Raw genomic sequence first — 4929 nt, forward strand, 5'->3', positions numbered from 1 at the left:
ATTTTGTTTACCTCTTTAAGCTGTTCGACATGCCGCTCAGTGGGCGGCCCACTGGATGGTGGACAAATCAACACCATCCTTGAACATCTCCCACAGGGGAGACAGTTCGCGCAGTTTGGCCACGTTTTCCTTGATGGTGGCGACCGCGTAGTCAATTTCTTCTTCGGTGCTCCAGCGGCCAATCGTCATGCGAAGGCTGCTGTGCGCCAGTTCGTCGCTGCGGCCCAGGGCGCGCAACACATAGCTTGGCTCCAGGCTGGCCGAAGTGCAGGCCGAACCGCTGGAAACCGCCAGGCCCTTGATGCCCATGATCAACGACTCGCCTTCGACGAAATTGAAGCTCATGTTCAGGTTGTGCGGAACGCGCTTGTCGGCGTGGCCATTGAGGAATACCTCTTCCACATCCTTGAGCCCGTTGAGCATGCGCTCGTGCAGGGCGCGGATGCGCTTGTTTTCTTCGTGCATCTCTGCCTTGGCGATGCGGTAGGCCTCGCCCATGCCAACGCACTGGTGCGTGGGCAGCGTGCCCGAACGCATGCCGCGCTCATGGCCGCCGCCGTGCATTTGCGCTTCCAGGCGCACGCGCGGCTTGCGTCGCACGTACAGGGCGCCAATGCCCTTGGGGCCGTAGGTCTTGTGCGAAGTCAGGCTCATCAGGTCGACCGGCAAGGTGGCCAGGTCGATGTCGATGCGGCCGGTTGCCTGGGCGGCATCCACATGGAAGATGATGCCTTTTTCACGACACAGGGCGCCAATGGCCGGGATGTCCTGGACCACGCCGATTTCGTTGTTGACGAACATGACGCTGACCAGAATGGTGTCGGGACGGATGGCGGCCTTGAGCGCGTCCAGGTCCAGCAGGCCGTCGGCTTGCACGTCCATGTAAGTCACTTCAAAACCCTGGCGCTCCAGTTCGCGGCAGGTGTCAAGAACGGCCTTGTGCTCGGTCTTGACCGTGATGATGTGCTTGCCCTTGGTTTTGTAGAAGTGGGCTGCGCCCTTGAGTGCCAGGTTGTTGGACTCGGTGGCGCCGCTGGTCCAGACGATCTCGCGAGGGTCGGCGCCGATGAGGTCGGCGATCTGCCCCCGCGCCTTCTCGACGGCGGCTTCCGCCTCCCAGCCCCAGGCGTGGCTGCGGGAAGCGGGGTTGCCGAAATGTTCGCGCAACCAGGGAATCATCGCGTCCACCACCCGCGGGTCGCAGGGATTCGTGGCGCTGTAGTCCATGTAGATGGGAAAGTGTGGGGTGTCCATGTGGCTAGCTTTTTTAATTCACGGCTGGCTGGCAGCGCGATCAAGGGTCAATGCGTCAATTCACAAAGAGATGAAGCCGGGCGGTTGCCCGGCCTGGATCCATCAGGATTTGGAAAATGCATTGCCCAGGGCAAAGACCGAGTTCGGCGCGTTCACGCGAATCGGCTTGACCGCCGGCGCCGTGAAAATGGCTTTTTTCACCTGGGGGGTGTTCTCGATCACCACGCCCTTGGCAAGCTGGTCTTCCACCAGTTTTTGCAGGGTCACGGAATCCAGGAACTCCACCATGCGGCTGTTCAGCGATGCCCACAGTTCGTGCGTCATGCAACGGCCGCCTTCGCCCAGGCAGTTTTCCTTGCCACCGCACTGGGTAGCATCAATAGGCTCGTCCACCGACACAATGATGTCGGCCACGGTGATCTCGGAAGCCTTGCGACCCAAGGTGTAACCGCCGCCGGGGCCACGGGTGGATTCCACCAGTTCATGGCGGCGCAGCTTGCCAAAGAGCTGTTCGAGGTAAGAAAGGGAAATCTGCTGGCGCTGGCTGATCGCAGCCAGGGTAACCGGGCCGTTGTTCTGGCGCAGTCCCAAATCGATCATCGCGGTGACCGCAAAGCGGCCTTTGGTTGTGAGGCGCATAACAAGCTCCTTTAAATGGCTTGACTGTCGTTTTCACCCTGAAAGCTTGTGGCTTGCAGGGAACTCTTCCTCCAGCCGCCCAGGTCAGTCAACCGGTATCGCGGGGGCTTTTTGTTGTTCTGGTATTGTTCTTGACTGTTTTCGTCAAGTATAACACAAGCAGGGTTTTTCCCGCTGGCGGCGCCAAAAACATGGGGCTAACCCGTAGACCCAGCTCTTCATTGCACCATATTGGTGCAACGAAAGACTTTACTGGCGCCGTTGCGACTCAGAGCCGGGCTTGACCCGCAACGGTCACGGGCGGCACGTTGTCGGTGCCAGGAGCGCCAAAAGCCTGCTCCTTGAGGCTGTGCAGCTGATCCCGGACCCGGGCGGCTTTTTCGAACTCCAGGTTCTTGGCGTGTTCGATCATCTGCTTTTCCAGCTTCTTGATTTCGCGAGCGATGTCTTTTTCGCTCATGTCCTCGACCAACGCCTTCTGCATCTCGAGCTTTTCGGCTTCCTTGCCCGATTTCTCGCTGTAGACGCCGTCGATCAGATCGCGGATGCGCTTGACCACGCTGCGCGGCGTGATGCCGTGCTCGAGGTTGAAGGCGATCTGCTTGTTGCGCCGCCGCTCGGTCTCGCCCATGGCTTTTTTCATGGAATCGGTGATCCGGTCGGCATACAGGATGGCGCGGCCGTTCAGGTTGCGGGCGGCCCGGCCTATGGTCTGGATCAGGCTGCGCTCGGCGCGCAAAAAGCCCTCCTTGTCGGCGTCCAGGATGGCCACCAGCGACACTTCGGGAATATCCAGGCCCTCGCGCAGCAGGTTGATGCCGACCAGCACGTCAAAAGCGCCCAGCCGCAGGTCGCGCAGGATTTCCACGCGCTCGACCGTGTCCACGTCGCTGTGCAGGTAGCGCACCTTGACGCCGTTGTCGCTCAGGTAATCGGTCAGTTGCTCGGCCATGCGCTTGGTCAGCGTGGTGATCAGCACCCGCTCGTTTTTTTCGACCCGGATGCGGATTTCCTGCAGCACGTCGTCGACCTGGTGGGTGGCCGGCCGCACTTCGACCTGCGGGTCGACCAGGCCGGTCGGCCTAACGACCTGCTCCACCACCTTGCCGGCGTGCTCCTGCTCGTAGGCCGCGGGCGTTGCCGAGACAAAGATGGCCTGCCGCATCTTGGCCTCAAACTCCTCGAACTTGAGCGGCCGGTTGTCCAGCGCGCTGGGCAGGCGAAAGCCGTATTCCACCAACGTGGTCTTGCGCGCCCGGTCGCCGTTGTACATGGCGTTGAGCTGGCCGATCATGACGTGGCTTTCGTCCAGGAACATCACCGCGTCCTTGGGCAGGTAGTCGCACAGCGTCGAGGGCGGCGATCCCGGCGGCGAACCGCTCAGGTGGCGGGTGTAGTTCTCGATGCCCTTGCAGTGGCCGATTTCGCTGAGCATTTCCAGGTCGAAACGGGTGCGTTGCTCGATGCGCTGGGCTTCCACCAGCTTGCCGTCGGCGACGAACTGGGCCACGCGTTCGGACAGCTCCAGCTTGATGGTTTCCACCGCCGTCATGACCTTGTCGCGCGGCGTGACGTAGTGGCTCTTGGGGTAGACCACAAAGCGCGGGATTTTCTGGCGGATGCRGCCCGTCAGCGGGTCGAACAGCTGCAACGATTCGATCTCGTCGTCGAACAGCTCGATGCGTATGGCGAGTTCGGAATGCTCGGCCGGGAAGACGTCGATCACATCGCCCCGCACCCGGAAGGTGCCGCGCGCAAAATCCTGCTCGTTGCGCGTGTACTGCATGCGGATCAGCCGCGCGATCACGTCGCGCTGGCCCATCTTGTCGCCTATGCGCGCGATGAAGCGCATCTGCGTGTAATCTTCCGGCGCGCCTATGCCGTAAATCGCGCTGACCGTGCCGACGATGATGGTGTCGCGCCGCTCCAGCACGCTCTTGGTGGCCGACAGGCGCATCTGCTCGATGTGCTCGTTGATGGCTGAGTCCTTTTCAATGAAAAGGTCACGCTGCGGCACATAGGCCTCGGGCTGGTAATAGTCGTAATAGCTGACGAAATATTCGACCGCGTTCTTGGGGAAAAACTCGCGGAATTCGCTGTACAGCTGGGCCGCCAGCGTCTTGTTCGGCGCAAACACGATGGCCGGGCGGCCCAGCCGGGCGATCACGTTGGCCATGGTGAAGGTCTTCCCGGAGCCGGTCACGCCCAGCAGGGTCTGGAACACCTCGCCGTCGTTGATACCTTCCACCAGCTGCTCGATCGCCTGCGGCTGGTCGCCCGCCGGCGGATAGGGCTGGAACAATTCGAACGGCGAATCCGGGAAACGGATGAACTGGCCCTCGCCGGGGGCTGAACCTGCCACCTCGGTTATGACTTCTATAGCTTCTGGCATAAAACCTCGATCAAGCCCCGTTAAAATTCAGGGCAACCAAACAGAATACGACATTCGGCCGAAAATGGGAATTGCAATCCCCATCGTCGCCGGATCGCCTTTTTGATACCTCTTGTAGCCTTTTTTCCGGTCAGCTTGTGACCTAAATCCGTGGCCTGAATCCCCTATCGTCGCTTTCGCCTTCTTTTCACTTCTCTGAGGATATTTCATGTCTTTGTTTACCGCTGTCGAAATGGCCCCGCGTGACCCCATCCTGGGCCTGAACGAGCAGTTCAATGCCGATACCAATCCCGCCAAGGTCAACCTGGGCGTAGGCGTGTACTACGACGACAACGGCAAACTCCCCCTGCTGCAGTGCGTGCAGGCGGCCGAGAAACAGATGATGGCCGACCCCAAGGCCCGCGGCTACCTGCCGATCGACGGCATCGCCGCCTACGACGCCGCCGTCAAGGGCCTGGTGTTCGGCGTTGACAGCGAACCCGTCAAGAGCGGCCGCGTTGCCACCGTGCAAGGCATTGGCGGCACCGGCGGCCTCAAGGTGGGCGCCGACTTCCTCAAGAAGCTCAGCCCCAATGCCAAGGTGCTGATTTCCGACCCGAGCTGGGAAAACCACCGCGCACTTTTCAGCCAGGCCGGTTTTGTCG

4 protein-coding genes are annotated in these 4929 nt (G+C 60.8%); 1 reads left to right on the forward strand and 3 read right to left on the reverse strand.

Annotated features, from left to right (window positions below):
- Positions 1 to 36: 36 nt before the first annotated feature.
- From AC1D0P_RS21650 to uvrB, 3 genes are all read right to left on the reverse strand, one after another.
- A complete protein-coding gene (locus AC1D0P_RS21650) occupies positions 37 to 1254 on the reverse strand; it encodes an IscS subfamily cysteine desulfurase (protein WP_477678637.1) in 1218 nt (405 codons plus the stop codon).
- A gap of 102 nt (positions 1255 to 1356) precedes the next feature.
- Positions 1357 to 1893, reverse strand: a complete 537-nt coding sequence (gene iscR, locus AC1D0P_RS21655) for a Fe-S cluster assembly transcriptional regulator IscR (RefSeq protein WP_092128187.1) — start codon at positions 1891 to 1893, stop codon at positions 1357 to 1359.
- Positions 1894 to 2161: 268 nt separating this feature from the next.
- Positions 2162 to 4285, reverse strand: coding sequence for an excinuclease ABC subunit UvrB (gene uvrB, locus AC1D0P_RS21660; protein WP_477678638.1), 2124 nt, complete (start codon positions 4283 to 4285; stop codon positions 2162 to 2164).
- Between the two features lie 208 nt (positions 4286 to 4493).
- On the opposite strand from uvrB, the gene AC1D0P_RS21665 reads away from it, so the two are divergent.
- Positions 4494 to 4929 (forward strand): aminotransferase class I/II-fold pyridoxal phosphate-dependent enzyme (locus AC1D0P_RS21665; RefSeq protein ID WP_477678639.1); only part of this gene is annotated, 436 nt, incomplete at its 3' end.

This window comes from Polaromonas sp. P1_G2 (assembly GCF_056405515.1).